21 protein-coding genes and 4 riboswitches are annotated in these 24,725 nt (G+C 73.6%); of the genes, 11 read left to right on the forward strand and 10 right to left on the reverse strand.

Features of this window, described 5'->3' with window-relative positions:
- Positions 1-153: 153 nt before the first annotated feature.
- The 5 genes from ACFVX9_RS09700 to ACFVX9_RS09720 all read right to left on the reverse strand — a co-directional run bounded on the left by ACFVX9_RS09700 (position 154) and on the right by ACFVX9_RS09720 (position 6,133).
- Positions 154-1,605, reverse strand: coding sequence for an MATE family efflux transporter (locus tag ACFVX9_RS09700; protein ID WP_387981157.1), 1,452 nt, complete (start codon positions 1,603-1,605; stop codon positions 154-156).
- 37 nt (positions 1,606-1,642) lie between these two features.
- Entirely contained in the window at positions 1,643-2,674 is a 1,032-nt protein-coding gene (locus ACFVX9_RS09705; protein WP_380368430.1) for a cysteine synthase family protein, read from the reverse strand.
- Between the two features lie 38 nt (positions 2,675-2,712).
- The gene (locus ACFVX9_RS09710; protein ID WP_387981158.1) at positions 2,713-4,056 is read right to left on the reverse strand and encodes a Y4yA family PLP-dependent enzyme; all 1,344 of its coding nucleotides are present in this window, start codon (positions 4,054-4,056) and stop codon (positions 2,713-2,715) included.
- A complete protein-coding gene (locus ACFVX9_RS09715) occupies positions 4,047-5,036 on the reverse strand; it encodes an ornithine cyclodeaminase family protein (protein ID WP_387981159.1) in 990 nt (329 codons plus the stop codon). The genes ACFVX9_RS09710 and ACFVX9_RS09715 overlap by 10 nt, the downstream gene beginning before the upstream one ends.
- A 116-nt stretch (positions 5,037-5,152) precedes the next feature.
- Complete coding sequence (locus ACFVX9_RS09720; RefSeq protein ID WP_387981160.1) at positions 5,153-6,133, reverse strand: TauD/TfdA family dioxygenase; 981 nt, start codon at positions 6,131-6,133, stop codon at positions 5,153-5,155.
- Positions 6,134-6,514: 381 nt separating this feature from the next.
- Here ACFVX9_RS09720 and ACFVX9_RS09725 point away from each other — a divergent pair, with 381 nt between their 5' ends.
- From ACFVX9_RS09725 to ACFVX9_RS09740, 4 genes are read left to right on the forward strand one after another with little or no spacing between them, the layout of a single operon-like run.
- Positions 6,515-8,071 (forward strand): ABC transporter substrate-binding protein, encoded by a 1,557-nt coding sequence (locus ACFVX9_RS09725; protein WP_387981162.1) that lies wholly within the window; start codon positions 6,515-6,517, stop codon positions 8,069-8,071.
- Entirely contained in the window at positions 8,068-9,066 is a 999-nt protein-coding gene (locus ACFVX9_RS09730; protein WP_387981164.1) for an ABC transporter permease, read from the forward strand. The genes ACFVX9_RS09725 and ACFVX9_RS09730 overlap by 4 nt, the downstream gene beginning before the upstream one ends.
- Positions 9,063-9,914, forward strand: coding sequence for an ABC transporter permease (locus tag ACFVX9_RS09735; protein ID WP_387981166.1), 852 nt, complete (start codon positions 9,063-9,065; stop codon positions 9,912-9,914). The genes ACFVX9_RS09730 and ACFVX9_RS09735 overlap by 4 nt, the downstream gene beginning before the upstream one ends.
- On the forward strand, positions 9,911-11,425 hold the full coding sequence (locus ACFVX9_RS09740; RefSeq protein WP_387981168.1) for an ABC transporter ATP-binding protein: 1,515 nt from the start codon (positions 9,911-9,913) through the stop codon (positions 11,423-11,425). The genes ACFVX9_RS09735 and ACFVX9_RS09740 overlap by 4 nt, the downstream gene beginning before the upstream one ends.
- 3 nt (positions 11,426-11,428) lie before the next feature.
- Here the strand turns inward: ACFVX9_RS09740 and ACFVX9_RS09745 are convergent, their stop codons facing one another.
- The 3 genes from ACFVX9_RS09745 to ACFVX9_RS09755 all read right to left on the reverse strand — a co-directional run bounded on the left by ACFVX9_RS09745 (position 11,429) and on the right by ACFVX9_RS09755 (position 13,591).
- The gene (locus ACFVX9_RS09745; protein WP_387981169.1) at positions 11,429-11,989 is read right to left on the reverse strand and encodes a MarR family winged helix-turn-helix transcriptional regulator; all 561 of its coding nucleotides are present in this window, start codon (positions 11,987-11,989) and stop codon (positions 11,429-11,431) included.
- Positions 11,990-12,188: 199 nt separating this feature from the next.
- Complete coding sequence (locus ACFVX9_RS09750) at positions 12,189-13,136, reverse strand: M48 family metalloprotease (RefSeq protein WP_380368405.1); 948 nt, start codon at positions 13,134-13,136, stop codon at positions 12,189-12,191.
- On the reverse strand, positions 13,127-13,591 hold the full coding sequence (locus ACFVX9_RS09755; protein ID WP_387981171.1) for a BlaI/MecI/CopY family transcriptional regulator: 465 nt from the start codon (positions 13,589-13,591) through the stop codon (positions 13,127-13,129). The genes ACFVX9_RS09750 and ACFVX9_RS09755 overlap by 10 nt, the downstream gene beginning before the upstream one ends.
- A gap of 266 nt (positions 13,592-13,857) precedes the next feature.
- Positions 13,858-14,049: riboswitch (cobalamin riboswitch) on the forward strand.
- Positions 14,050-14,265: 216 nt separating this feature from the next.
- Between ACFVX9_RS09755 and ACFVX9_RS09760 the strand changes: the two genes are divergently transcribed.
- The 7 genes from ACFVX9_RS09760 to ACFVX9_RS09790 all read left to right on the forward strand — a co-directional run bounded on the left by ACFVX9_RS09760 (position 14,266) and on the right by ACFVX9_RS09790 (position 21,578).
- Positions 14,266-15,765 (forward strand): CoA-acylating methylmalonate-semialdehyde dehydrogenase, encoded by a 1,500-nt coding sequence (locus tag ACFVX9_RS09760; RefSeq protein WP_380480178.1) that lies wholly within the window; start codon positions 14,266-14,268, stop codon positions 15,763-15,765.
- A gap of 7 nt (positions 15,766-15,772) precedes the next feature.
- A complete protein-coding gene (locus tag ACFVX9_RS09765) occupies positions 15,773-16,912 on the forward strand; it encodes an acyl-CoA dehydrogenase family protein (protein WP_387981172.1) in 1,140 nt (379 codons plus the stop codon).
- A complete protein-coding gene (locus tag ACFVX9_RS09770; protein ID WP_387981173.1) occupies positions 16,912-17,985 on the forward strand; it encodes an enoyl-CoA hydratase/isomerase family protein in 1,074 nt (357 codons plus the stop codon). The genes ACFVX9_RS09765 and ACFVX9_RS09770 overlap by 1 nt, the downstream gene beginning before the upstream one ends.
- Positions 17,982-18,914: a 3-hydroxyisobutyrate dehydrogenase gene (mmsB, locus tag ACFVX9_RS09775; protein ID WP_387981175.1), complete on the forward strand. Its 933-nt coding sequence runs from the start codon at positions 17,982-17,984 to the stop codon at positions 18,912-18,914. Before ACFVX9_RS09770 ends, mmsB begins: the two co-directional genes overlap by 4 nt.
- Positions 18,911-19,687 (forward strand): enoyl-CoA hydratase, encoded by a 777-nt coding sequence (locus ACFVX9_RS09780; RefSeq protein WP_387981177.1) that lies wholly within the window; start codon positions 18,911-18,913, stop codon positions 19,685-19,687. The genes mmsB and ACFVX9_RS09780 overlap by 4 nt, the downstream gene beginning before the upstream one ends.
- A gap of 67 nt (positions 19,688-19,754) precedes the next feature.
- A riboswitch (cobalamin riboswitch) is annotated at positions 19,755-19,895 on the forward strand.
- Positions 19,896-19,994: 99 nt separating this feature from the next.
- Positions 19,995-21,068 (forward strand): peptidase, encoded by a 1,074-nt coding sequence (locus ACFVX9_RS09785; protein ID WP_387981179.1) that lies wholly within the window; start codon positions 19,995-19,997, stop codon positions 21,066-21,068.
- Positions 21,069-21,098: 30 nt separating this feature from the next.
- Complete coding sequence (locus tag ACFVX9_RS09790) at positions 21,099-21,578, forward strand: flagellar hook-length control protein FliK (protein ID WP_387981180.1); 480 nt, start codon at positions 21,099-21,101, stop codon at positions 21,576-21,578.
- Positions 21,579-21,713: 135 nt separating this feature from the next.
- Here the strand turns inward: ACFVX9_RS09790 and ACFVX9_RS09795 are convergent, their stop codons facing one another.
- A complete protein-coding gene (locus ACFVX9_RS09795; RefSeq protein WP_387981182.1) occupies positions 21,714-22,244 on the reverse strand; it encodes a hypothetical protein in 531 nt (176 codons plus the stop codon).
- A 535-nt stretch (positions 22,245-22,779) separates the two neighbouring features.
- The gene (locus tag ACFVX9_RS09800) at positions 22,780-24,144 is read right to left on the reverse strand and encodes a hypothetical protein (protein ID WP_387981291.1); all 1,365 of its coding nucleotides are present in this window, start codon (positions 24,142-24,144) and stop codon (positions 22,780-22,782) included.
- A 217-nt stretch (positions 24,145-24,361) separates the two neighbouring features.
- Positions 24,362-24,438: riboswitch (cobalamin riboswitch) on the reverse strand.
- A gap of 77 nt (positions 24,439-24,515) precedes the next feature.
- Positions 24,516-24,659, forward strand: a riboswitch (cobalamin riboswitch).
- Positions 24,660-24,725 lie beyond the last annotated feature (66 nt).

Consider the following 24,725-nt stretch of genomic DNA (forward strand, 5'->3'; position numbering starts at 1 on the left):
GGCATAACTGAAAGTTCAGTCAGCTTTGCTGGCGTGATGAAGAATGTAGCCATGCCGGAACGTTCCGGCAAGGGGTGAGGGCCAGCGAAGGAACAGCACGTGCCGCCGGAGGGCGGGGTGGGTCCTGCCCCGGCACCTCCGGCGGGCGGGCGGTCAGGCTCCGGCGGAGACGGCTTCGGGCGCCACAGCGGCCTTCGCGGTGAGGGTGCGGCTGTAGCGGCGCAGGAGGAGGGCGGCGGTGGTGGCGAGGCCGATGAGCAGCCCGAACCAGAGGCCGCGGATGTCGCCGCCGAGGGGGTAGGCGAGGAGCCAGGCGGAGGGCAGGCCGACGGCCCAGTAGCCGATGAGGGTGATGCGGAAGCCGCTCCTGGTGTCGTCGAGGCCGCGTAGCAGTCCGACGCCGATGTTCTGGGCGCAGTCGAAGAGCTGCAGGACGGCGACCATGACGAGGAGGCCGGTCGCGATGGTCAGGCCCTGCTGGTCGGCGGGCGAGTCCGGGTCGAAGTAGGGGCGCAGGACGAGGTCCGGGACGGTGAGGTAGACGATGCCGACGAGGGTGGTGACGACGGCGCCGCAGGCGAGTGCGGTGTTCTTGATCCGGCGGGCGGCCGCGTGCTCGCCGAGGGCGAGTTCGCGGCTGACGTTGATGGAGGCCGCGTGGGAGAGGCCGACGGCGACCTGGAAGACGATGTAGACGAGCTGGTTGACCGCGGTGTGGGCGGCGAGCGCCGCCGGGCCGAAGCTGCCGGCGAGCAGGGCGGTGACGGAGAAGAACCCGGCCTCGGAGCCGTAGGTGGCCGCGATGGGGGTGCCCAGGCCGAGCAGGCGGCGGACGGTTGCCGGATCGGCGCGCCAGAAGTCGAGGCTGAGCAGGGGGGCGAGGTGCGGGTCGCGGCGGGCGGAGGCGTAGAGGGCGAGGAAGGACAGCAGGTGGACGCTGCTGGTGGCGACGCCGATGCCGGTGAGGCCGAGCCGGGGCAGGCCCCAGGTGCCGTGGATGAAGGCCCAGTTGAGGGTGGCGTTGACGGCGACGGAGGCGAGGGTGATCTGCAGCAGGGCCTGGGGGCGGCGCATGCCGACGGTGAACTGGCGGACGGCCTGGAACCAGAGGCAGGGCACGAGGCCGGGGGCGAGGGCGGCGAGCATGCCCTGGGCGCGGTGGGCGACGGTGGCGTCCTGGCCGAGCCAGGTGGCGGCCTGGCCGATGAGGACCATCAGGACGGCGCCGGCCAGGCCGGCGAGGGTGGCGACGGCCATCGCGGCCCGCACCAGGCCCCGGACCTCGTGGTCGGCGCCGGTGGCCGGTTCGGCGCCGGTGGCCGGTTCGGTGGCGGCTCCGGTCTCCTCGGCGCCGCGCTCGGCGCGGGCCGCTGCCGCCGCCACCTGGTTGCCGACGGAGGTGACCAGCCCGACGCCCATGGTGCGGAGCTGGTTGAAGATCACCAGGGCGAGGCCGCCGGCGGCCAGCGCCTCGGTGCCCAGGACGCCCATCATGATCGTGTCGGTGGTGGTGAGGGCGACCTGGGCGAGCTGGGTGAGGGCGAGCGGGACGGCGAGGGCGGTGAGGGCGCGGCTGTCGCGCGCCAGGGTGGTCAGCTGCTGCATGGTGGGTGTCAGTCTCTCAATGTCACGTCTCTGGATGTCAGGGCCTGCGGAGTTTGGCGAGGGACTCGTCGATCTCGGCCTCGACGGCCTCGTCGATGAGGTTGCGGGCGGTCATCCAGTCGTCGTTGAAGACGGTATCCATGTACTTCTCGCCGCCGTCGTTGATGAACGCGACCATGACGGCGTCCGGCGGAAGAGCCGTCAGGCGGGCCAGGGCGTCGTGGACGACGCCGCCGGCGGAGCCGCCGATGAGCAGGCCGGTGCGGCGGGCGACGACGCGGGCGGTGGCGAAGGCCTCGACGTCGCCGACCTTGACGCCCTCGTCGATGAGGTCGTAGTCGACGAGCAGGCCGATGGTGGCGCCTTCGGGGGTGCCGGTGCCGGACTGGTGGTAGTCGTGGGCGGGCGGGCCGAAGGCGATGGAGCCCTTCGGCTCGACACCGACGACCGAGACACCGGGCACGTACTTCCTGAGCTCGCGGGCGGTGCCGCACAGGCCGCCGCCGGTGCCGACCGCGCCGATCAGCACGTCGACCCGGTTGTCGAGGGCCTGGGCGATCTCCCGGCCGACCGCGAAGTAACCCACCGCGTTGCTGGGGTTGTTGTGCTGCTCGGTGAAGAACGTGTTGTCCTTGCCGCGGGCCATCTCCTCGGCCAGTTCCTCGCGGGCGGCGGTGTGGAGTTCCTCGCCGTCGGTGTCGGCGTCGACGTACACGAGCTCGGTGCCCATCGCCTTCATGCCGCGCAGCTTGTCGGCGGCGGCGTGGTTGTCGACGACGGCGGTGAAGCGGTGGCCGCGCTCGGCGGCGACGACGGCCAGCCCGAGGCCGGTGTTGCCGGAGGTGGACTCGATGATGTGGCCGCCCTCGCGCAGCAGGCCGCGCTCCTCGGCGTCGAGGACCATCTGCCGGGCCATGCGGATCTTGGCGCTGCCGGTGGGGTTGAACATCTCCAGCTTCAGCAGGAGGCGGGCGCCGTTGTCGGCGCGGGCGAGCTCGAACAGCGGGGTGCAGCCGATGAGGTCGGTCATCCGGGTGACCACCGGGGGGCGGTGGAGGGCGTCGGTCATGGCGAGGAGCGCTTTCTCGGGAGCGGTGCGGTGTCGGGTCACAGGGCCGGGCGGCGGTCGAGACGCCAGCGCAGCCGGCCGTTCTCGTGGTGGATGACGACCTTGGCCGGCAGGGGGAGGTCGTGGAAGGGGGACTCGTTCGAGTCCATCTGGTAGCCGGCGGTGTTGGGATAGACGAGCAGGTCGCCGACCCGGGGGCGGCGGGGGAAGGCGATCTTGCGCCAGGTGAGCAGGTCGGAGTCGAGGCAGCTGGCCCCGCCCACGCACGCCCGGTACTCCGCGGCGTCCTGGTCGGGGTGCGGGGTGAGGAGCAGGGGGTCGGGCAGGTACTCGCTGTTGAACCACTGCTCGGACAGGCTCAGACTGCTGCCGTCGACGGTGACGATCCCGTACCCGGGGCGGTCCTTGACGCCCTGGACGGCGAACACCGAGGATCCGGCCCCGGCCAGCAGGGTGCGTCCGGGTTCCAGCAGCAGCATCACGCCCGCCTCCCGCAGCCGCCCGGCCAGCGGGTCACCCGTGCCGTGGGGGCGGGCGGAGAGGACGGCCCGCAGGGCATCGGCCCCGGCGACGGGCGAGTGGTAGGGGTAGAAGTCGCTCGTGCTGAAGGACTTGCGGGCGTGGTAGTCGTCGGGGCCCTGTTCGGCGAGGAAGGCGTGCCAGGCCTCGGCGGGCACGTAGTCGACGGCGAAGCCGCCGCCGATGCTGATCCGGTCGGCCTGCAGCCCCAGGAGCCTTGCCTTGAGGCAGAGTTCGACGAGCTCTCCGGCGAGGTCGGCGCGGGGCTGCACGTCGTAGCCGGACAGGTGGAAGCTGAAGCCTTCCATCCGGACCCGCTCCTTCGCCGCGGCGCAGCGCAGCAGCGCGGTGTCGAGCTGGTCGTCGGTGAGGCCGAAGCGGCTCCCGGTTCGGGTGGGTGGGAAGCGGCGCAGCAGGATGCGGACGGGCCGGGGGACGTCCAGGTGCAGGACGCGGCTCAGTTCGTCGAGGGAGTCGACGGCTATCAGTGCGCCTTGGAGGGCCGCGACGCGCAGCAGCGGCTCGGCTTTGGCGGGGCCGGTGACGACGAGGTCCTCGCCGCGCACACCGTGGCCGAGGGCTTCGCGCAGCTCGCCGTGGCTGGCGACGTCCACGCCGACTCCCGCACGGGCGCAGCGTTCGACGAACGCGGCGGCCTTGTTGGCCTTCTTCGCGAAGTACACCGTGCCCTCCACGTCCGCCTCGTCGAGCGCGGCCCGGAAGGCTGCGAGGTTGGCGTCGAAGCGTTCGGGCAGCACGAAGTGGAACGGTCCGCCGAAGGCGTGGGAGAGGTCGTGCAGGAGGTCTCCGGCCGCGATCCTGTCGTGGAGGGGATCGGGGTGGGCGGGAAGGGTCAGCGCCACAGCGCGACCTCGGTGCCGAGGTTCTGGTCGGCGGCGAGCTGGGCGAAGCGGTGGCCCAGCGCGATGTCGGTGACGACCAGGCCGCTGTTGTAGGCGAAGATCCGCTGGCCGGGTGCGGTACGGGCCTGGGAGGAGCCGGAGATGGCGGCGGGCAGCTCCAGGTCGACGGCGGGCAGGTTGCCGTCGGCGTCGGCCATGTCGGTGCCGGTGACGCGCATCTGGGCCTCGCTGGTGGCGATCACGCGGTCGGCTCGGTGCAGCGTGGACGGGGCGAGGCCGTGGCCGACGAGGATCGCGGTCGCGCCGGGCTTCAGCCAGTCGGCCTCGACGGCGGCGGAGGTGTGAGCGCCGGCGGTGGCGACGATGACGTCCGCGTCGTGCGCGGCGCGCTCGAGGTCGGTGACCAACTCCAGCTCGCGGCCGGGGAAGTGGCGCTCCAGCTCCTGGCGGACGGCGGCTATGCCGTCGGGGTGGGTGCCGGCCAGCAGCAGCCGCTCCAGCTTCGGCAGTGTGGTGAGCAGGAACGGCAGCGCGAGGCGGCCCTGCGTGCCCGTGCCGATCACCAGCGCCGTGGAGGCGTCGGGGGAGGCGCACTCGCGGGCCAGCAGGGCGGAGACGGCCGGTGTGCGGAGCGAGCCGATGCGCGAGCAGTCCATCATGGCGACCGGTAGGCCGGTGACGTCGTCGTAGACGGTCAGCGTCGTGTAGTAGTGCTGCTCCTCGCGGCCCTTGTCGAGGCCGTGCTTGTACGAGGTCTTGATGGCGACGACGTTGCGCGCCCCGTCGCGGCCGAGCATGGCGTAGGAGACGGAGTGTCCGTCGGTGGGCTTGACGGTGAGTTTGCGCGGGTTGTCGGACTGGCCCGCGGCCAGGGTGCGGTAGGCCTGTTCGACGGTGTCGACGACGTCGGTCAGGGTGATGTCCAGGCCGGCGAGGTCGCTGGTGGAGAGTACGCGCAGGGTGGTGTCGTCCCGGTCCACGGGGGTGCCCTTTCGGATGGGTGAGGCGGCATCTGGAAGGCGGTAAGTCGGTATGGCAGGAGAGCAGGAGAGCAGGAGAGCAGGAGAGCAGGAGAGCAGGAGAGCAGGAAGGCAGGTCAGGCGGTGAGCGCGGCCTGGCCGTAGCCGTGTTCGTCGTGTTCGGCGACCGGGCGGGTGGGGCGGCCCTCGACGCGCACGGAGGCGCGCTTGAGCCAGCGGTCGGTGCCGTCGTAGCGCGCCCGGAAGGGGACGCGGCCGTGGACGACGATGTCGTTGTCGACGACCAGCACGTCGCCCGGCTCCAGGCTCACCGCCACCGAGACGCGGGCGAGTTCGTCCTCCAGGCGCCGGTAGGCCGCGCGCCAGGTCTCGTCGGCGTCCTCGACCGGCGTGTAGGCGGGGTCGAAGCGCATGGTCAGGCCCTCGGGTGCCGCGAAGAGGGTGGGCACCGGTGCGGGTCGGCCGGCGAACTGCCGGGCCTGTTCGTAGGCGTCGTCGGGCAGGATCGGCACGATCGGACGCTTGAGCTGGGCGACGTCCTCGTCGGCGAGGTCGGTGAGGCGGATGCTGGCCGCGGTGGTGGCGATGTTGTCGTGGTTGCGCATGCAGCACAGCAGGAGCAGGTGGGCGCGGCCGGGGTGGAAGGCGTCCTCGGTGTGGGGGGTGAGCAGGACGGAGCTGGAGGCGCCGGTCTGCTCGCTCTCGTGGCCGGGCGAGGGGACGATGTTGTGTACGAACCGGCCTTCCTGCTGGCCGTCCCAGGCGATCGGGGTCCCCATCAGCGTGGAGACGAGCAGCAGCACGACGTCCCACAGCGCGCCCGCGTCCCCGACGGTCGACCAGTGGCCGGGTGTCGGGCCCAGCTCCGTGTCGTCCGGGTGCAGTCCGCGCAGCACGAACAGGCCGTCGGGGGTGTCCACGGGCCGCAGCGCGTGCCGGAGTTCGCGGCTGAGCTGGGCGCACATCACGGGCAGGTCGGCCAGCAGGCGGGGGCTGGTGGCGGAGCCGTGGAAGTCCAGCAGCTTGGCGGCGGTGGCGGTCAGTTCCGCGGTGGCGGCGGTGTCGAGACGGCGTACCGGGGCAGGGCAGGTGGGCACGGCGGGGCCTTCCGTGGGCAGGGGTGGGGAGAGGTGTTGCGGGCACGCGGCATCACCGCGCCGGTGCGGGACGGCGGGCGGGAGCAGCGCGTGAGGCGTGGGGTCCGGGTCGGCTCGGACGGCCGGACGACAGGAAACGTAACAACGACTTCGAGGTAAGGCAAGCCTTACCCGATCGGATGTCTACATTTACGTAGTCTCAGTTCGGGGTGGCGGCGCATGCGCCGCGCGGGGGCAACTCCGCTGCTCGGATTGCTGTTTGCGGCAGGGGGGCGCACGCCCGGTGGGCCGGTGCGCTCCGTCGGGCGGCTTGCGACCCGTCTCAAACTTAGGGTAGGTAAGCCTAAGCAAATCGAGCTCAACCCGAATCGAGGAACGAACGTGGGCGTCACCAGACGAGAGCTGCTGTGGGCCGGTGCCGGTATCGGGGCGGCCGGTGCGCTCGCCGCCTGCGGTAGTGGCGCGGGCGGATCCAAGGACGCCGCGTCCGCGGGCGCGGTGTCCTCGCAGCCCCGCGCCGGGGGGACGCTGAAGGTCGGCGCTCTCGGCAAGGCCTCCGCGATCACCCGTGACCCGCACGGCACGCAGGCCAACGAGAGCGACTACCTGATCATCAGTCTGCTCTACGACACGCTGGCCGTTCCCGGATCCACCGCCAACACCGTCCCGCGCCTGGCCTCCTGGAAGCCGTCGGAGGACCTGAAGACCTGGCGCTTCACGATCGCCGACGGCGCGACGTTCCACGACGGCACCCCGGTCACCGCCGCCGACGTGGTCTGGTCGCTGCAGCGCCTGCGCAACACCCCGGCGGGCAAGAGCCGGCTGCCCGGCATCCAGCCCGAGGGCATCAGGGCCGAGGACGCGAAGACCGTCGTCCTGGTCTCCGACTACCCCAACGCGGATCTGCCGCTGCTGACCCGTCTGACCACCTTCGTCCTGAAGAAGGACACCAAGGACGACGCGATCGCCGGGGCTCCCGGCACCGGCCCGTTCAAGCTCGACTGGTACCGCGACGGCAACGCCCGGCTGGTGCGCAACGACAACTGGTACGGCGGCAAGGTGCTGCTCGACGCCGTCGAGGTGCGCCTGTTCGAGAGCCCGCAGGCCATGGCCAACGCCCTGCTCGCCGGGCAGATCGACCTCGCCTCCAACGTCGGCGCCGTCGCCGCCCGCACCGCCGAGGCCCGCAAGGACGTCCAGATCCTGCGCCGCCCCAACGACATGGCGATGCCCGTCGTCATGCGCACCGCCGACGGCCCGTTCGCCGACGCACGGGTGCGCGAGGCCCTGAAGCTGGCGGTCGACCGCGACGCCATGGTCAAGCAGGTCCTCTCCGGCTACGGCAGCGTCGCCAACGACATCCTCGGCACCGGCGACCCCGCCTTCGCCAAGGACATACCGCAGCGGGGGCGCGACCTCGCCAAGGCCAAGCAGCTGCTCTCCGACGCCGGGTTCGACACCTCCCGGACCTACGACCTGGTCACCACCGAGGACGTCTCCGGCCTCGCCGAGTCCGCGACCCTGTTCGCCACCCAGGTCCGCGAGGCCGGCGTGAAGATCAACGTCGTGAAGCAGGACTCCAAGGTCTTCTGGGACGCCACCTGGCTCAAGGCGCCGCTCTACACGACGTACTGGGGCACCAACGACTCGGTCGTCTTCTTCGCCTCCAAGACGATGCTCTCCGACGCCGGCCAGAACGAGTCCGCCTTCAAGGACCCCGCGTTCGACGAGGCCTACCGCACGGCCATGGGCACCGCCGACGCCGCCGCGCGCGACAAACTGCTGCACCGGCTCCAGGAGATCGAGTTCGCCGAGTCCGGCTACCTGCTGTGGGGCATGGCCGACGGCATCGACCTCGCCGGAGCCGCCGTGCGTGACCTGCCCAGGCTTCCCGGCTACGGCCGCGTCCAGCTCGACAAGACCTGGCTGGCGCGTTGACCACGCTCCAGCCGGCCGGCGCCCGCGCGCCGCAGGGCACCCCGGCCCGCATCCTCCCCGGTGCGGGCCGGGTCGCCCGGCAGGCGGCCCGGCGCCTGGCCCTGCTCGTCGTCCTGCTCGCCGGCGTCTTCGCCGCCGTCGAGCTGCTCCCGGGCGACGCCGCCGGCGCGACCGCCGAGCGCGGGGTCACCGCCGCCGACCTCGCCGCCCGCCGCAGCGCCCTCGGGCTCGACCGCCCGGTGGCCGAACGCTTCTGGGACTGGATGACCGGCCTGCCCACCGGCGACCTCGGCGTCACCGCGCGCGGCCAGCACGTCACCGACATCCTCGCCGGCCCCTTCCCCAACACCCTGCTCCTGGGCGCCCTCGCCCTCGCCCTGAGCACCATCGGCGCCCTCGCGCTCGGGAGTTGGGCCGCCCTGCGCCCCGGCGGACGCGCCGACCGCGCCATCGACGCCGCCTCCACCGCCGCGTTCGCCCTCCCGGAGTTCGTCGTCTCCGTCGCCCTCCTGCTCCTGCTGTCCCAATGGACCGGCTGGCTGCCCGCCGTCACCCTCACCGGCCCCGACGGAGCCCCCGAGTCCTGGACCATGCTCGTCCTGCCGGTGCTCTCACTGGCCGTCCCCCAGATCGGCTGGAACACCCGCATCGTGCGCGGCGCGCTCGCCGACCAGGCCGCGCTGCCGCACGTCCAGGCCGCCGTCCTCGACGGCCTCGCGCGCCGACGCATCCTCAGCCACCACATGCTCCCCGGCGCCCTGTCCGCCATCGCCGTCGGCATCGCCACCTCCGCCGGCATGCTGCTGGGCGGCACCGTCGTCGTCGAGACCCTCTTCAACTACCCCGGCATCGGCGCCGTCCTGGCCGGGGCCATCGCCGACCGTGACACCCCGCTCGTCGCCGGAGTCGTGGCCGCGGCCGGCGCCGCCATCAGCCTGCTCCTGCTGCTGGCCGACCTCATCCGCACCACCGCCCTCGGAGAGGAGCGCCGATGACCGCCGATGCCCCGACCGCAGCGGCCCCCGCGCCCGCCACCCGGCGAAGGAGGCACGTGCTCGTCCGCGCCGTCCCCGCGCTCCTGCTCGTCCTCCTCGCCCTCGCCGGACCGCTCCTCGCCCCTCACCCCATCGACACCCCCGTCACCTTCCCCTACGCCGAAGCCGGCGGCGACGCGCCGCTCGGCGGTGACCAGCTCGGCCGCGACGTCCTCAGCCGCCTGCTGACCGGCGGCGCACCCCTGATCGCCACGGCCGTGGCCATCGCCCTGGTCGTCACGGCGGCGGCCACCGTCCTCGGCATCCTCGCCGTCCTGCGGCCCCGGCTCGGCCGGTGGATCGAACGCGCCGCCGACCTGACGATCCTCCTGCCCTCCGTCCTCGCCATCATGCTCATCGCCCTGGCCTGGCCCGCCGGCGGACGCCTGGCCGTCGCAGCCGCCGCCACCCTCCTGGGCATTCCCTACGCCGTGCGCATCGTCGCCGCGGCAGCCGCCCCCATCGCCGCCACCGGCTACGTCGAGGCCGCGGCCGTCGGCGGCGAACGCCTGTGGCACCTGATGGTCCGCGAGGTCCTGCCCAACCTGCGCTCCACCCTCCTCGCCCTGTTCGGCCTGCGCTTCGTCGAAGGCGTCTACATCGTCTCGGTCGCCGCCTTCCTCCAGCTCGGCCCCCAACCCCCGGAAGCCGACTGGGCGTTGATGATCCGCGAGAACGCCGCCGGGATCACCCTCAACCCCTGGGCGGTCGGCGCGCCGTGCCTGGCCATCGGGCTGCTCGCCATCAGCGTCAACCTCGCCGCCGAAGCCCTCGCCCCCGCCCGGCCGACCCCGGAGACCCCGCTGTGAGCACCGCCGCCCCCGCCGCCCGCGCCACGGGCCTGTCCATCACCCTCGCGGACACGCCCCTGCTCACCGACGCCACCCTCACCCTCACCCCGGGCCGGGTCACCGCCGTCACCGGCCCCTCCGGCGCCGGCAAGACCACCCTCCTGCGCGCCCTCGCCGGAGCCCTCCCACCAGGCGCCCGCGTCACCACCGGCACCCTCGACGTCCTCGGCCACGACATCCTCGCCCTCCCGCCCGAGGACCTGCGCCGCCTTCGCCGCCACAAGCTCGCCTTCGTCGGCCAGGACCCGGGCTCAGACCTCAACCCGCGCATGCGCGTCGACCGCCTCCTGACCGAGACGGCCGCCGACCGCCGCCGAACCTCCGTACCCGACCTGCTGCGCGCCGTCCGCCTGCCGGTCGGTGAGCGCCTCGAACACCGCCGCCCCGCAGGCCTGTCCGGCGGCCAGCAGCGGCGTGTCGCCCTTGCCCGCGCCCTCGCCCGACGGCCCGAGATCCTCCTCCTCGACGAACCCACCGCCGGCCTCGACCCGGCCCTGCGCGACGACATCGCCGACCTGCTGCGCGAGATCGCCGACTCCGACGGCCTCGCCATCGCCCTCACCAGCCACGACCCCGACTTCGTCGCCCGCTGCGCCGACGACGTTCTGGCCCTGTGGCCCGACCGCCTTGCCGCGGCCCCGGCTGGGGCCCCGGCTGCGGTTGGGGCTGCGGCGGTGGCTGGGGCTGTGGCCGGGGTTGTGCCGGCAACGGCCGTGCAGGCCGGACGCGTTCGTACCAGGGCCGCCTCCGGAATGCCGCCCGTCGTGGAGGCGAAGGCGCTCAGCGCCGGCATCGGTACGGTCCGCACCCGCCACCGCGTCTTCGCCTCCGTCGACCTCGCCCTGATGCCCGGCACGCTGACCGGGATCACCGGCCCGTCCGGATGCGGCAAGAGCACGCTGCTGCGCACCCTGGCCGGCCTTCACCGGCCCGAGTCCGGCAGCGTCATCCTCCACGGCGAACACCTGGCCCCGTCCTACCGGCGCCGCAGCCGCGACCAGCGCCGCCGCATCCAGCTCGTCCCCCAGAACCCCCTCGGCGCCCTCAACCCGGCCCACACCGTCGGTGCCACCCTCACCCGGCCGCTGAAGCTGCACTTCGGTCTTCCCGCCGCCCGGTGCGAGGAGCGCGTCGCCGAACTGCTCACCGCCGTCGGCCTGCCCCCGCACTACGCGACCCGCCACCCCCACGAACTCTCCGGCGGCCAACGCCAGCGCGTCTCCCTCGCCCGCGCCCTGGCCGCCGAACCCGACGTCCTGCTCTGCGACGAGGTCACCTCCGCCCTCGACACCGACACCGCTGCCGCGCTCATGGACCTTCTCGACGACCTGCGCACCAGCCGGGGCCTGGCGGTGGTCCTCGTGAGCCATGACCTCCCCCTCGTCACCGGCCACGCCGACCACGTCCTGCCTCTCGCGGGCCCCCGCCCCGCACCGCTCACCGCGCAGCAGCCCGCCGGCGTCCGCTGACTCCTACTCGGAGATCCACCGTCGGCGCTGTCCGCCGGTGAGCACCCAGCCGGGGCCCGAGGGCGAGGGCGAGGGCGAGGGCGAGGGCGTGCGGCGTCCCGCGCCGCGGGCGGCCGCCGTGCACACCCGCCGCAGCAGGGAGTTGAGTTCGGCGCGCTGGCCCTTCGTCAACGAGCCGAGCAGGTCGCCTTGGACGGCGGATGCGTCGTCGTGCAGCACGTCCAGCGCTGCCTGCCCGGCCGGGGTGATCGTCAGCACCTCCTGCCGCCCGCCGATCTGGACGACCATGGAGTGCACCAGGCCTGCCGACAGGAGGTCGTCCAGTGCCTGGGCGGAGTCGGCCCCGGTTGCGGCGGTTGCGGTTGCGGCGGCGTGCTCGGTGAGGTCGCGGCGCCCGTGCGGCCCCAGCTGGGCGAGTGCGGACAGCAGCGCCTGATGGGCCGGGCCCATTCCCCTCGCGTCGAGCCGGTCGGCCAGCAGCCGGTCGACCGCCCTGCCGGCCGTCGACAGGAGGTAGACGGTCTGTTCGAAGGGGCTCGTCGAGCCCGTCCTCCCGTCGTACACGCCAGGTCCCATCGTCCGGTGGCCGCCGTGTTCTCGGACCGGGGCCATGGTGGCGGCACCCGCGCGGGGATGCCGAGCCCGGAGGCCGGAGTGAACGCGGCCTCTGATCGCCGGCGGGCGGGCGGCTGCGCCAAGACCCGCACGGGTAAGCCGAGCCTCACCATAGCCGGACCCGCACGGTTGGTCTACATCGATGTCGTCAGACCGGGCCGTGAGCCCTCAGGGTCCGGGCCGCGTACTCGACGTACTCGTGCAGCCCGTAGGCCAAGGCCACGCCGAGCAGGGCCGCGACCGTGACGGCGGCGACCAGGGCGACGGCGGCGTGCGCCCTGCGGCCGGTCGGGCGGGCGGGTGCGGGGCCCAGGAGGGCCTGGACGCGCTGGGGCACGGGGCCGGTGTTCACGGACAGCAGGGGCCCGGCGGTTCGGCGGGCGGACGGCGATCCGGCCAGGGCCGCCCGGGCGATGGCGGTCGCGGCGGTGCGCCGGTCGGCGACCGCGGCGGCGGCCTGCTCGTCGGCCCAGCGTTCCAGGTGGTAGTCGAGGTCGGCCCGCAGCCGGGCCAGCGCCGGGTGTACGGCGGCGGCGAGGTCGACGGCGGCGGACAGCAGGTGGTGGCGCCCGCGCAGGTGGGCGCGCTCGTGGGCGAGGAGCACCGCGCGCTCCGCCGGGCCCAGCGCGCTCAGCATGCCGGCCGAGACGACGACGCGGCCGGGGCGCCCCCGGTGGCCGGGCAGGGCGAAGGCCTCGGCGTCCTTGCCCGCGACCACGAGCAGGTCGCCGTCGCTCGTCGCATCAGCGGTCAGGCCCCAGGCGCGGGCGAGGAGCACGCGGTGCCCGCGCCACCGCAGCGTCAGCCGTACGGCCTGGACGGCCAGCGCGGCCCCGGCAGCGCAGGACACCGGCACCACGGCCGGCCACCGGGCGACGACGCCGGACAGCGGCAGGTGCTCCAGGCCTGCCAGGAACGGGACGTGGAACAGCCCGGCGAGTGCCGCGACGGTGCCGCCCGCCAGCAGGACGGCCGCGCCCGTGAGTACGAGCGAGGCCTCGCGCGGAGGGAGCAGCAGGGCCAAGCGGCGTGCGGCGGGCGCCGCGGCCCAGGGGAGCAGCAGGGCCAGGGCGACGACCGTCAGGATCAGGCCCATGCGTCGTCCTCGGGCCCGGGCCTGCCGGAGTCCGCCGCGGTCGCGGCCCTGGCCCCGGTCTGGGCCCCGGTCTGGGCCTCGGCCTCGGTCTGGGCATCGAGGAGCAGGCGGCGCAGCACGTCCTCGTCGTCCTCGGACAGGGAGGAGACGAACCGCTTCAGCACGAGGTCCCGCTGGGGTTCCTTCTCCAACTCCCGGCGCATGCGCCCGGCCGCCAGTCCGGCGGCGTCCTCCACCGGGGCGTAGGCGAAGGACCGCGCGGGGCGGCTGCGGACCAGGGTCCCCTTCTCGTGCAGGCGCGTGAGGATCGTCGTCACGGTGGTGCGGGCCAGCCCGTGGTCCAGCGCCTCCTTGACCTGCTGGGCGGTCAGCGGCTCGCCGGCCGCCCACAACACCGCCAGCACGTCCGCGACCAGTTCCCCGTGCGGACGCCTGGCGTCCCGACCGACCCTCACATCGTTCTCCCTGTCCCGACACTCCCGGAAGGCACACTCCCGGCAGGCGCACCTCCGGCGCCGACAGCGGTCGGCGGCCGAGGCCTGCCCGCGCCGGTATGGCGAAGATGGGCCCGGCCTGTGTTGCTTAGGTGTGCCTCAGCTAACTTTACGGGCTCGTGGCCCCGCGCTGCCGGGCGCCTGATTTGCGGACACCGTCCGGTCACGTGCCGCTCGGCGCGGTGGAAAGCCGATGGCGCAACGCGCGTGCGGGCCTCTGGACTTACTAGGACGTCCAACTATATGGTCGACGGCAGGTCCGCGGTGTCAGGGAAGCCGGTGTGAGTCCGGCACGGTCCCGCCACTGTGACCGGGGAGTTCGTCCTCGCAGATGAAGGCCACTGGCAGCCAGCCGGGAAGGCCTGGGGGCGTGCGGTGATCCGGGAGTCAGGATACCGGCCGCGGGTGTTCCGTGTTTTCCACGAGGATGGAGACGACACGCATGACTCCGGGCTGCTCCCGCTCCACTGCCGCTCCTGGTCGTCCCGTGCCCACGGCCGCCGGGGCCCCGACGCCCTGACGTTCCGTTCCGCCGCCGCACGCCCGTGTCGCGGGGCGCACCACCGTGCGCCCGCCGACCGGCGGCGGCCTCCGATCCTCCTCCTCTCCCCACCCCTGTCGAGAGAAGGAACCCGATGGTCCGAGAACTGACCCACTTCGTCGCCGGCAAGCCCACCGCCGGCACCTCCGGTCGCTTCGGCGACGTGTACGACCCCAACACCGGCCGGGTGCAGGCCCGGGTGCCGCTGGCGAGCCGGGCCGAGGTCGAGGCGGTGATCGCCGACGCCGCGCAGGCCCAGCCCGCATGGGCCGCGTGGAACCCGCAGCGGCGCGCCCGCGTCCTGCTGCGCTTCCTCCAACTCGTCGAGCAGGAGAAGGAGGAACTGGCCCGGCTGCTGTCCGCCGAGCACGGCAAGACCGTGGCCGACGCCCACGGGGACATCCAACGCGGCCTGGAGGTCGTGGAGTTCGCCGCCGGCATCCCGCACCTGCTGAAGGGCGAGTTCAGCGACAACGCGGGCACCGGCATCGACGTGTACTCGATGCGCCAGCCGCTCGGCGTGGTCGCGGGCATCACGCCGTTCAACTTCCCCGCGATGATCCCGCTCTGGAAGGCCGCACCCGCCATCGCCTGCGGCAACGCCTTCGTCCTCAAGCCCTCGGAGCGCGACCCCTCGGTGCCGCTGCGCCTCGCCGAGCTGTTCCTGGAGGCCGGGCTGCCGCCGGGCGTGCTGAACGTGGTCAACGGCGGCAAGGAGGCCGTCGACACCCTGCTGGAGGACCCGCGGGTGCAGGCGGTCGGGTTCGTCGGCTCCACACCGATCGCCCAGTACGTGTACGCCACCGCCGCCGCGCACGGGAAGCGGGCGCAGTGCTTCGGCGGCGCCAAGAACCACCTGGTCGTGATGCCGGACGCCGACCTCGACCAGGCCGCGGACGCGCTGATCGGCGCCGGCTACGGCTCGGCCGGCGAGCGCTGCATGGCGATCTCGGTGGCCGTCCCGGTGGGGGAGGAGACCGCCGACGCCCTGGTGGCCAAACTGGTCGAGCGGATCGCCGCGTTGAAGGTCGGGCGCTCGGACGACCCGGCGGCGGACTTCGGCCCGCTGGTCGGCGCCGACGCGCTGGAGCGGGTCCGCGGCTACCTGGACCTCGGGGTCGAGGAGGGCGCCGAACTCGTCGTCGACGGGCGGGACTTCCGGCTGGAGGGGCACGAGGACGGCTACTTCCTCGGCGCCTCGCTGTTCGACCGCGTCACGCCCGACATGCGGATCTACCGGGAGGAGATCTTCGGCCCCGTCCTGACCGTGCTCCGCGCCGCCGACTACGAGGAGGCGCTGCGCCTGCCCGGCGAGCACGAGTTCGGCAACGGCGTGGCCGTCTACACCCGGGACGGCGACACGGCGCGGGACTTCGCCCGCCGGGTGAACACCGGCATGGTCGGCGTCAACGTGCCGATCCCCGTGCCGGTCGCGTACCACACCTTCGGCGGCTGGAAGCGCTCCGGGTTCGGCGACCTCAACCAGCACGGGCCGGACTCGATCCGCTTCTACACCCGCACCCGCACCGTCACCTCGCGCTGGCCCTCCGGGGTCAAGGAGGGCGCGAGCTTCACCATCCCGACGATGGGCTGAGGGCGCCGTGCACGACCTCACAGAGGACCAGCTCGCCATCGCGGCGACCACCCGGGCCTTCGCCCGCGAACACCTGGCGCCGAACGCGGTCGCGTGGGACCAGGCCAAGCACTTCCCGGTGGACGTGCTGCGCAAGGCGGCGGACGTCGGCCTGGCCGGTGTCTACGTCCGCGAGGAGTCCGGCGGCTCCGGGCTCACCCGCGCCGACGGCGTGCTGGTGTTCGAGGCGCTGGCCACCGGCTGCCCGTCCATCGCCGCCTACCTGTCCATCCACAACATGGTCGCCTGGATGATCGACCGCTACGGCGACGACGCCCAGCGCGCCCGCTGGCTGCCGGGCCTCAGCGCCATGGCGACCCCCGCCAGCTACTGCCTCACCGAGCCCGGCGCGGGCTCGGACGCGGCGGCACTGACCACCCGAGCCCGCCGGGACGGGGCGCACTGGGTCCTCGACGGCGTCAAGCAGTTCATCTCGGGCGCGGGCGTCTCCCAGGTCTACCTGGTGATGGCCCGCACCGGCGGGCCGGGGGCCGGCGGGGTGTCCGCGTTCGTCGTCGAACGCGACGACGCCGGCGTCTCGTTCGGGCCCGACGAGAAGAAGATGGGTTGGAACGCCCAGCCCACCCGCCAGGTGCGGCTGGACGGCGTCCGGCTCCCGGCCGACCGCCTCCTGGGAGCCGAGGGCGAGGGCTTCCGGATCGCCATGAACGGGCTGAACGGCGGCCGGCTCGGCATCGCCGCCTGCTCCCTCGGCGGAGCGCAGGACGCCCTGGAGCGGGCCACCCGCTATCTGGCGGACCGCGAGGCGTTCGGCGCCCGGCTCCTGCACGCCCAGGCGCTGCAGTTCCGGCTCGCCGACATGGCCACGGAGCTGGAGGCGGCCAGGTCGCTGCTCTGGCGGGCCGCCTCGGCCCTGGACCGGGGGGACCCCAGAGCGCCGGAGCTGTGCGCGATGGCCAAGCGGCACGCCACCGACACCGGCTTCGAGGTCGCCAACCAGGCGCTCCAACTGCACGGCGGCTACGGCTACCTGGCCGAGTACGGCATCGAGAAGATCGTCCGCGACCTGCGGGTGCACCAGATCCTGGAAGGAACCAACGAGATCATGCGCGTCATCGTCGCCCGCGGCCTGACCGGGGCCGCGTGATGGCCGGGAACGACCTCGACGAGGTCCTGGTCCACCGCGAGGGCCGGGCGGGCCTGATCGTCCTCAACCGCCCCGCGGCCCTGAACGCCCTCACCCACGGCATGGTGCGAAGGATCTCCGAAGCCCTGGACGCGTGGGAGGAGGACCAGCGGGTCGACACCGTGGTCATCACCGGCGCCGGTGAGCGGGCCTTCTGCGCCGGCGGCGACATCGTCGCCATCCACCGCGCCGCCACCGGCGCGGACCCGGGCGCCGTCGAGGAGTTCTGGCGCGACGAGTACCGCCTCAACGCCCGCATCGCCCGCTACCCCAAGCCCTACGTCGCGCTCATGAGCGGCATCGTGATGGGCGGCGGGGTCGGGGTCTCCGCCCACGGCAGCGTCCGGATCGTCACCGAGACCACACGCGTCGCCATGCCCGAGGCCGGCATCGGCTTCGTCCCCGACGTCGGCGGCACTTACCTGCTCGCCCTCGCACCCGGCGAGCTGGGTACCCACCTCGCCCTGACCGCGGGCTCCGTCGGCGCCGCGGACGCGCTGCTCTGCGGCCTCGCCGACCACTTCGCCCCGGCCGAGCGGCTGCCCGCGCTGCTGGACGACCTGGCCGAACTCCCCGTGCACGACGCCCTCGAACGGAACGTCGGGCCCGCACCGGCCGGCCTGCTGGACGGTCGGCGGGCCTGGATCGACCACTGCTACGGGGCCGACACCGTGGAGGAGATCCTCGACCGCCTGCGGGACAGCGGCGAACCGGAGGCCAAGGAGGCCGCGGACCGGATCGCCGCCAACTCGCCCGCCGCCGTGAAGGCCACCCTCGCCGCCCTGCGCCGGGCCCGCACCCTCGGCCCGCTGGAGGCCGTCCTCGACCAGGAGTACCGGACCTCCTGTGTGGCGCTCTCCACGCCGGACCTGGCCGAGGGGATCCGCGCCCAGGTGATCGACAAGGACCGCTCCCCGCGGTGGAACCCGTCGACGCTGAGCGCCGTCGAGCCCGCCACGGTGGCCCGCTACTTCGCCCCGCTCGGCGACCGGGAACTCGGCCTGGCCCCCACCACACCCCTGGAGCGCTGGTGACCCACCGCAACGGATTCAACGGATTCAACGGATCCAACGGAGTCATCGGATTCATCGGACTCGGCAACATGGGCGGCCCGATGGCCGCCAACCTCGCCACGGCCGGACACACCGTGACCGGCTACGACCTGGCGCCCGAGGCACTGCGGCGGGCGTCCCGGACGGAGAACGGCGTCCGTCCGGCGCGGTCCGCGACCGAGGTGGCGCGGGAGGCCGACGTCGTCATCAGCATGCTGCCGGCCGGCCGACACGTGCTGGCCGCCTACGCGGACCTGCTGCCCGCCGCCCGCCCGGGAACGCTCTTCGTCGACTGCTCCACGATCGACGTCGCGGACGCCCGGGCGGCGCACGACCTCGCCGTGCACGCCGGGCACCGGGCCGTGGACGCGCCGGTCTCCGGCGGGGTGGTCGGTGCCACGGCCGCGAGCCTCACCTTCATGGTCGGAGCCGCCGAGCCGGACTTCGAGGCGGCTCGACCGGTGCTGGAGGCGATGGGCCGCAAGGTCGTGCACTGCGGACCCCCCGGTGCGGGGCAGGCCGCGAAGATCTGCAACAACATGATCCTGGGCATCTCGATGATCGCGGTCAGCGAGGCCTTCGTGCTCGGGGAGAGCCTCGGGCTCAGCCACCAGGCCCTCTACGACGTCGCCTCGACCGCCTCCGGCCAGTGCTGGGCGCTCACCACCAACTGCCCCGTCCCCGGACCGGTGCCGACCAGCCCGGCCAACCGCGACTACGCGGCCGGGTTCGCCGCCGCCCTGATGGCCAAGGACCTCGGCCTCGCCGCCGGGGCCGCCGACGCCGCCGGCCTGCCCACCGAACTCGGACGCAGGGCGGCACAGCTGTACGCGGACTTCGCGCAGGCCGACGACGGCGCCGGCCTGGACTTCTCGGCGATCATCACCACCCTGAGGGAGGACGGCAAGTGACCGGCTACGAGACGATCCTGGTCGAGCGCAAGGGCCGGGTGGGGCTGATCACGCTCGACCGGCCCAAGGCGCTCAACGCGCTCAACACCCTCCTGATGAACGAAGTCGTGCAGGCGGCAACGGAGTTCGACCGTGACCCGGAGATCGGCTGCCTGGTCATCACCGGCTCGGAGAAGGCCTTCGCGGCCGGCGCCGACATCAAGGAGATGCAGTCCCTCGACTTCGTCGACGCCTACCTCGGCGACTGGTTCGCCGCCTGGGACCGCTTCGCCGCGCTGCGCAAGCCCGTGGTGGCGGCGGTGGCGGGCTACGCGCTGGGCGGCGGCTGCGAGCTGGCGATGCTGTGCGACATCCTGCTGGCGGCGGACACCGCGAAGTTCGGGCAGCCGGAGATCAAGCTCGGCGTGATCCCGGGCATCGGCGGTTCGCAGCGGCTGACCCGGGCGGTCGGCAAGGCGAAGGCGATGGAACTGTGCCTGACCGGCCGGATGATGGGCGCCGAGGAGGCCGAGCGGGCCGGCCTGGTCTCCCGGATCGTCCCGGCGGACCAGCTGCTGGCCGAGGCCCTGACGGTGGCCGAGACGATCGCGGCGATGTCCACCCCGGCGGCGGTCATGCTCAAGGAGAGCGTCAACCGCTCGTACGAGACCACGCTCGCCGAGGGCGTGCGCTTCGAACGGCGCCTGTTCCACGCCACGTTCGCCACGGCGGACCAGAAGGAGGGCATGGCGGCCTTCGCCGAGAAGCGCCCGCCGGAGTTCCTCAACCGCTGACGGTCCGAGCAGTTCGCGGCGCGATGTGGCGCGATGTGACGCACGAACCCTTGACCGGATCTTTTCCGTATCGCCATGATGGGCCGTCAAGTTGTGACTCCGCCGCTGGGGGAAGTCCGGTTCGAATCCGGCGCTGACCCGCAACGGTAGGCCGCCGACTCCACGTCGGCGGCGAGCCCGAGTACCCGGCGGCGGAGGTGTGTCGTCCCCTCCTCCCGTCGTGGTCTGCGGGCCGGAGCTCCGAGGGCTGCCCGGCTTGTTGCCGCCGCCCTCCGGGCCCCTGCGTGCGGGCCCGGAAAGGCCCACCGTGTCCCCGTTCCGACGCCCCCTGCGCCTCTTCGCGATACCCGCGCTCGCCCTCGCCACCGTCCTCCCGGCGGCCGCTGCCGCCCAGGCCGCGCCTGCCGCCGCGACCTCGTCCTCGACGATCCGCCCCGACGCCGCCGCGGGCGGCTGGCTCGCCCGCCAGCTCGTCGACGGCGACCACTTCGAGTCCGTCTTCAACGGGACCGCCTACCCCGACCAGGGCCTGACCATCGACGCCGTACTGGCCTTCGCCGCCTCGCGCAGCTCCGACCAGGCCGCCGCGAAGGCCACCGCCTGGCTGGCCAAGCCCGAGATCATCAGCGGCTACCTCGGCGACGGCACCACCGAGGCCTACGCCGGGGCGACCGCCAAGCTGCTGCTCGCCGTCGAGGTGCGCGGCGGGAACCCGACGGCCTTCGGCGGCGTCGACCTGCCGGCCCGCCTGCGCTCGCTCCAGACCGCCGAGGGCCGGTTCTCCGACCGCTCGCAGTGGGGCGACTACAGCAACGCCTTCGGCCAGTCCCTGGCCCTGATCGCCCTGCACCGCACGACCGGTGGCGCCCCGGCCGCGGCCGTCGACTTCCTCGCCAACAGCCAGTGCGCGGACGGCGGCTACCCGGTCGCCTTCGGCCAGGCCACCTGCACCAGCGACCCGGACGCCACCGCGCTCGCCGCCCAGGCCCTCGCCGCCACCGGCCGCACCGCCAAGGCCAACGCCGGGCTCGGCTGGCTGACCGCCCACCAGAACGCCGACGGCGGCTTCCCGGCCGCCGGGGCCGCCGCGTCCAACGCCAACACCACCGGCCTCGCCACGCAGGCACTGCTGGCCGGCGGGCGCTTCGGGGCCGGACTCAAGGGCTGGAGCAGCCTGGTCAAGCTCCAGCAGGGTTGCGCCACCGACCCGGCGGTGCGGGGGGCGGTCGCCTACGACGCGACCGGCTTCAACCCGGCCACCGGCGCCCGGGCCACCGCGCAGGCCGTCCTCGGCCTGGCCGGCACCCCGCTGGCCACCCTCTCCGCCGCCGGTGCCCGCCCGGACGCGCCCGTGCCGGCCTGCCCGGCGACCACCCGCTGACCACCCGCTGACCCCGAGAGGAGAGCTCCGATGACCGACACCCCGGCGCCCGCGCGCCCGGCCCGCCGCACCCTCGGCTCGATCGCCGCCGCCGTTGCCCTGACCGCCGGCCTGCTCGGCGTCTCCGCCGTCCAGGCCCCGAAGGCGCAGGCCGCCGCCTGCGACGGCACCACCGGCGTCACCGTCGTGGTCGACTTCACCGCCGTCGGCGGCGGTATCCAGACCGGCTGCGCACCCGGCGACCCCGCCAGCGGCCTGGCCGCGCTGACCGGCGCCGGGTTCGCGTACACCTTCCACCCGCGCTACCCGGGCTTCGTCTGCACCATCAACGCCCTGCCGACGACCTGCACCAACCCCACCGGCAGCGCCTACTGGTCGTACTGGCACGCCCAGCACGGCGGCCCCTGGTCGTACAGCAACCTGGGCGCGGGCAGCTACAACCCGGCACCCGGCGACGTCGAGGGCTGGTCCTTCGGCGCCGGCGCCCAGCCGGGCGTCACCGCGCCCTGACCTCCGGAGACACCCCGGTGCCCCGGCCCCCCCGGAAGGGGGGCCGGGGCACCGGCGGTGCGGGGTTCAGACGGCGCGGGACGTTCGGCGCCGCCGGGCGAGCGAAGGGGCGAATGCCAGGTCGGCGGATCACCGCTACCTGGTCCAGGGCATTTCCGTCGACCCGGTGGGCCGGTACCAGGTGATGCCCCACTCCGCGCCCCAGTCCTTGCCGGTCCAGTCGTAGGCGGGTGTCCAGAGTGGCCGGGCCGGTTGAGGTCCCCACTCCTCCGGGTCCGGGCGCACCAGCAACTCGTCCTCATGGGCGTAGCCGCCGGTGAGTACGGTCGCCACGAACTCCGCGAAGCCGCCGTCGAAACGGTCGAGCGCACCGTCGTCGACGCCACCGAAGTCGCAGAAGACGGCCACCGGCCACTGCTCCGGGTCCGGGCCGTCGGTCAGCCAGCAGCAGTAGTTGTGGTTGCTGTTCATGCCCCAGGGCAGCAGCCCGCCCGGGTCCGGGAACACAGGGGTGCGCTCCTGGTCCCAGAACTCGTCCTCGCCCTCGACCTGCCCCCGGAACTCGGTGTCGCTCTCGAAACGCCACCCCGCCAGGCCGCCCGGCGAACCGGCTCCGTGGGAGCGCTCCGTCGGCGACCGCACACCCCACTCGCCGTTCAGGTTCACCGCACCGTACAGATCGACGAACGCCCGTTATTCCGACGGCAGTTGGACCCCGAGCTCGGCCGGTGCCAGCTCCCACGGCACCCGCGCCGGGGTGTACACCGGCTCGCCCATGATCGCCCGCAGTCGGTCCCATGCCTCGGTCATTACCCGACCCCTCTCCGGCCGCCCGTCGTCAGAAGCTGCACTTTAGGCGACGGCTCCGACAAGCCACTGACCCGACCGGAAGACCGCCGGCTGACGGGCCCCGCTCGATCTCAACGGTCCGAACGGGCGGGCTGGATGATCACTCGTCCGGACGTTTCCAGGACGGCGGTTTGGCTGTTGCGTGATCGTGAACTCGGCTAAGAGGTGGGGGACTTGAGGCGAATTGCCCTGACCGGCAGGGGCGCCGGGACGTGCGAGCGGCCCCGCGCACCGGAGTCGGTGCGCGGGGCCGCTGTGGGGCACCGGGTGGTTCAGCAGTGGGGCAGGCCGGGCACGTCGTGGAACATCGTCGCGCCGTCCCCGCTGCTACCCGGCGTCCAGGGTCTTCGGATCAGTTGCCGTAGCGGAGCGAGACGGTGTCGCCGAGGTGGACGGTGGTGGCCCGGGTGGCGGTGGTGGCGGTGGTGCCGTCCAGGGTGATCTTCCAGGTGGAGGAGCCGCTGTTGGCGGTGCCGTTGATCGCGGTGACGGCGCCGGTGCCGGAGGACGGGGTGACGGCGGTGACGCAGCCGGCGGGGGTCGCGGATGCGGCGGCGTCGAGGACGTCGCCGAGGGTTGCGGTGGTGCCGGTCGGGGTGAGGGTGACGGCGCAGACCTTGAGGGGGTTGGTGCCGTCGTCGATGACCAGCGCGAGCTTGGCGGCGGTGCCGGGGACGAAGGTGGTGGCGGCGGCCCAGGCCGGCTCGCCGGCGGTGGTCGGGGCCGGCGGGGTGGCGGTGAAGCCGGCGCCGGCGACGGCGCGCAGGCCGTCGACGGAGGCGTAGGGGGAGGGGGTGGTGTCGGTGGGCAGGTACTTGAAGCCGCCGCCGGGCTTGAACTGCTGGGCGATCAGGAAGTCGACGGGGCTCTTGCCGGTGCCGCTGGTGAAGTCGGCGCCCTGGGGGTTGATGCCGCAGGCGTTGAGGCCGGAGACGGCCCAGCCGTTGGAGTCGGTGTTGACGCCGAACATGGCGTTGAAGGCGCCGGAGGCGGTGAGCTTGCCCTTGAGGAAGTTCTTGGCGGCGACGATCGCCGGGTCGGTGGCGGGGACGCCCCCGGTGCAGAGCGAGGCCATGGCGGCGCCGGTCATGTCGATGTCGCTGCCTTGGGCGAGGGCGTTCGGGTCGCCTGCGGCCTTGCTGAAGTTCCAGCCGCCGTCGTTGTGCTGGTTGGCGCGCACCGCCGTGACGGAGGCGTCGAGCAGCGGCTGCGGGACGCGGGGGTTGCCGGCCTGGGTCTTGGCGCCCGCGAGGGCGAGGAGGCCGAAGACGGTGCCGTTGAAGTTGGCGGACGGGCCGTAGTAGCCGAGTTCGGCGGTCTGCCAGTAGGTGGCGAGGTCGGCGACGAGGTTGCGGCCCGGGCCGACCCGGGCGGGGTCGATGCCGGCGGCGTAGGCGTTGAGGATGCCGCGCTCGTAGTCCGTGACGACCGGTGAGGCGCTCGGCCAGCCGGGGGCGGCGAGTTGGCCGCGGTACACCAGGCGGGCGTTCTTGGTGGGGTCGCCGCCGGGGGTGACGTCGGCGGCGGCCGTGCCGGCGGCCGCGAGTGCGCTGAACGCCCACTCGTTGGAGAGCCCGCCGCCGGTGACGTAGCTGCCGTCGGCGGCCTGGAGCGACTTCAGGTAGGTGACGCCGGTGCTCTTCGAGGTGGCTATCTGGGTGGGGCTGGCCGTCGCGTGGGCGGGGACGGCGGAGAGCAGGAGTGCGCCGGCCGTCAGGGCGACGGAGGCGGCGCGGGAGGGGGCGGTCCGCGAGGAGGTGGTCTGCGAGGGGGTGGTTCGCGAGGGGGCGAGGAGGGACACGGGACAGGCTCCTTGGGGTGGCGGGCGCCGACCCTGCCCCGGAGTTCCGGCGTCCGTTCAAGGGCGCGCGACTGCCGGAGCGGTCGCCGCCCGGATCGCGTGGGCCGGCTTTCGCCATGGTGCGCGGCCGGGCGGGCATTCGGGCTCAGGGCGGCACGATGGCCACCCCACACCGCTGCGCGTCAGCCCCGGATTCGCACCGGGTTCCCCCGCTCGGCCACCGCGGACGCTACCGCACGGCGCACCGGCGCACGAGGTGGTGTGATCGACATGACGACCCGTTGACTCCTGTTCTACCGGCGTGGTCTGATGAACCGATTTTTTGCCCTCGGCATTCAGGGGAAGCCGGTCCAACTCCGGCGCTGACCCGCAACCGTGGACCCACCTGTGGTGGGTGAGCCGGAATGCCTGGACCGGGGGCCTGTTCACAGAGCACTTGCGTCGTCGCGGACTACGACGCGGTCCGGACGGTCCCTGCCCAGGAGACCGTCGGCTGC

Origin of the sequence: Kitasatospora sp. NPDC058243 (assembly GCF_042882025.1) — a bacterium.
GTDB lineage: Bacteria > Actinomycetota > Actinomycetes > Streptomycetales > Streptomycetaceae > Kitasatospora.